The 2,901-nt window shown below is 47.5% G+C and carries 1 tRNA gene and 2 rRNA genes (1 of these 3 running past the window's edge); all 3 read right to left on the minus strand.

Annotated elements, in window-relative coordinates:
* Nucleotides 1–609 (minus strand): 23S ribosomal RNA (locus tag G6R28_RS06435); it reaches 2,298 nt to the left of the window's first position.
* Between the two features lie 179 nt (nucleotides 610–788).
* Nucleotides 789–861 (minus strand) — tRNA-Ala (locus G6R28_RS06440).
* A 98-nt stretch (nucleotides 862–959) separates the two neighbouring features.
* A 16S ribosomal RNA gene (locus G6R28_RS06445) occupies nucleotides 960–2,509 on the minus strand.
* The 16S and 23S rRNA genes sit together here with 1 tRNA gene alongside, the layout of an rRNA operon.
* Nucleotides 2,510–2,901 lie beyond the last annotated feature (392 nt).

Here is a 2,901-nt window from a genome sequence, read left to right on the forward strand (position 1 = left end):
TCTACAAAAGGCACGCCATCACCCATTAACGGGCTCTGACTTCTTGTAGGCGTCGTGGTTTCAGGAACTATTTCACTCCCCTTCCGGGGTGCTTTTCACCTTTCCCTCACGGTACTGGTTCACTATCGGTCACTAGGGAGTATTTAGCCTTACGGGATGGTCCCCGCAGATTCCGACCGGATTTCTCGTGTCCGGCCGTACTCAGGATCCTGTCTAGAGATCAGGCATCTTTCGGTTACGGGATTATCACCCTCTTTGATTACGCTTCCCAACGTATTCACCTAAATGCTGATTTGGTAACTCAACAACAGTCCTACAACCCCAAGATGCAAGCATCCTGGTTTGGGCTCTTCCCGTTTCGCTCGCCGCTACTCAGGGAATCGATTTTTCTTTCTGCTCCTGCTGCTAATGAGATGTTTCAGTTCACAGCGTATTCCTTCTAATCGTTATGTATTGGCGATTAGATAACATTAAAATGTTGGGTTTCCCCATTCGGAAATCTCCGGCTCATAGCGTACTTACCGCTCCCCGAAGCTTATCGTAGTTAGTCACGTCCTTCATCGGCTCCTAGTGCCAAGGCATCCACCACGCGCCCTTATTCACTTAACCACAACTTTAAAGTTGGATCAGTTTTATGAGTTGGTCATTTTTCAGACCTGCGATTAAACCGTTCTTTTTAAAGAACTTGTGTTGTTTCTCGGTTTATTTAAGAATCAATTTCTTGATTTTAAAAGATTTTCTTGATTATTCAGTTTTCAATGTACAAGCTTGGTTACCGAAGTAACCAATGGAGAATATCGGGATCGAACCGATGACCCCCTGCTTGCAAAGCAGGTGCTCTCCCAGCTGAGCTAATCCCCCATACCTAATCGGTAGAGTTCACACACTCAAAACTAAACAAAACTTTAAAACAAATCAAATGGTCATTTAAGACACTGTAACGTTCCGGTTATCCTTAGAAAGGAGGTGATCCAGCCGCAGGTTCTCCTACGGCTACCTTGTTACGACTTCACCCCAGTCATCAGTCCTGCCTTAGACGGCTCCTTCCCGAAGGTTAGGCCACCGGCTTTGGGCATTACCAACTCCCATGGTGTGACGGGCGGTGTGTACAAGACCCGGGAACGTATTCACCGCGGCATGCTGATCCGCGATTACTAGCGATTCCGACTTCATGTAGTCGAGTTGCAGACTACAATCCGAACTGAGACGTACTTTAAGAGATTCGCTTACCTTCACAGGTTCGCTGCTCGTTGTATACGCCATTGTAGCACGTGTGTAGCCCAGGTCATAAGGGGCATGATGACCTGACGTCGTCCCCGCCTTCCTCCGGTTTGTCACCGGCAGTCTGTCTAGAGTGCCCAACTAAATGCTGGCAACTAAACATAAGGGTTGCGCTCGTTGCGGGACTTAACCCAACATCTCACGACACGAGCTGACGACGGCCATGCACCACCTGTCACTTTGCTTCCGAAGAAGACAGCACTATCTCTAGTACCTTCAAAGGATGTCAAGACCTGGTAAGGTTCTTCGCGTTGCTTCGAATTAAACCACATGCTCCACCGCTTGTGCGGGTCCCCGTCAATTCCTTTGAGTTTCAACCTTGCGGTCGTACTCCCCAGGCGGGATACTTAATGCGTTTGCTTCGTCACTAAAGGGCGGAAACCCTCTAACAACTAGTATCCATCGTTTACGGTGTGGACTACCAGGGTATCTAATCCTGTTTGCTACCCACACTTTCGAGCCTCAACGTCAGTTGCAGTCCAGTAAGCCGCCTTCGCCACTGGTGTTCTTCCATATATCTACGCATTCCACCGCTACACATGGAGTTCCACTTACCTCTACTGCACTCAAGTTCGACAGTTTCCAAAGCCATTCCACAGTTGAGCTGTGGGCTTTCACTTCAGACTTATCGAACCGTCTGCGCTCGCTTTACGCCCAATAAATCCGGATAACGCTCGGGACATACGTATTACCGCGGCTGCTGGCACGTATTTAGCCGTCCCTTTCTGGTATGGTACCGTCACTGTCTAAGCATTTCCTCTTAAACCCGTTCTTCCCATACAACAGTGCTTTACGACCCGAAAGCCTTCATCACACACGCGGCGTTGCTCCATCAGGCTTGCGCCCATTGTGGAAGATTCCCTACTGCAGCCTCCCGTAGGAGTTTGGGCCGTGTCTCAGTCCCAATGTGGCCGGTCAGTCTCTCAACTCGGCTATGCATCATCGTCTTGGTGAGCCTTTACCTCACCAACTAACTAATGCACCGCGAATCCATCTTAAAGCGCTGCAAACGCAGCTTTTAACCTTGGTGCATGCGCACCTGGGTTTTATCCGGTATTAGTCACTGTTTCCAATGGTTATCCCAGACTTTGAGGTAGGTTATTCACGTGTTACTCACCCGTTCGCCACTTACTTGGAAAGTGCAAGCACTTTCCGCTGTTCGTACGACTTGCATGTATTAGGCACGCCGCCAGCGTTCATCCTGAGCCAGGATCAAACTCTCATGTTGAAGTTTGAAGATTGCTCTTCGATTAAACTGACTAGTTACTATCTCGCGATAGCGCCTATCCGTTTATTGTTTGTTACGAATTGACTTCGCAAATTTGTTTCTGATAGTCATCAAGCTATCAGCGTTACAGATTTGTTTGTTCAAAGTTTTGTTCAGTTTTCAATGTGCGTACCCGATTGGGCAACTCATATATCATAGCAGCTTTATAACCTAAGGTCAACTACTTGATCGAGTTTTTATTAACGCTTTTGGTCAAAGCCAATTGCGTCAGTCCCTCGCAAGGAACAATAATTAGTATACCGGCTGCTTGGGGGTTGGTCAATGGTTTTTTTAGAAATTGTGCATAAATTGTCATTTACAGGGACTTAATAAGAAAAGAGTAAAAACGTTCG

Source organism: Fructobacillus papyrifericola (genome assembly GCF_018437235.1).
Taxonomy (GTDB): Bacteria; Bacillota; Bacilli; order Lactobacillales; family Lactobacillaceae; genus Fructobacillus; species Fructobacillus papyrifericola.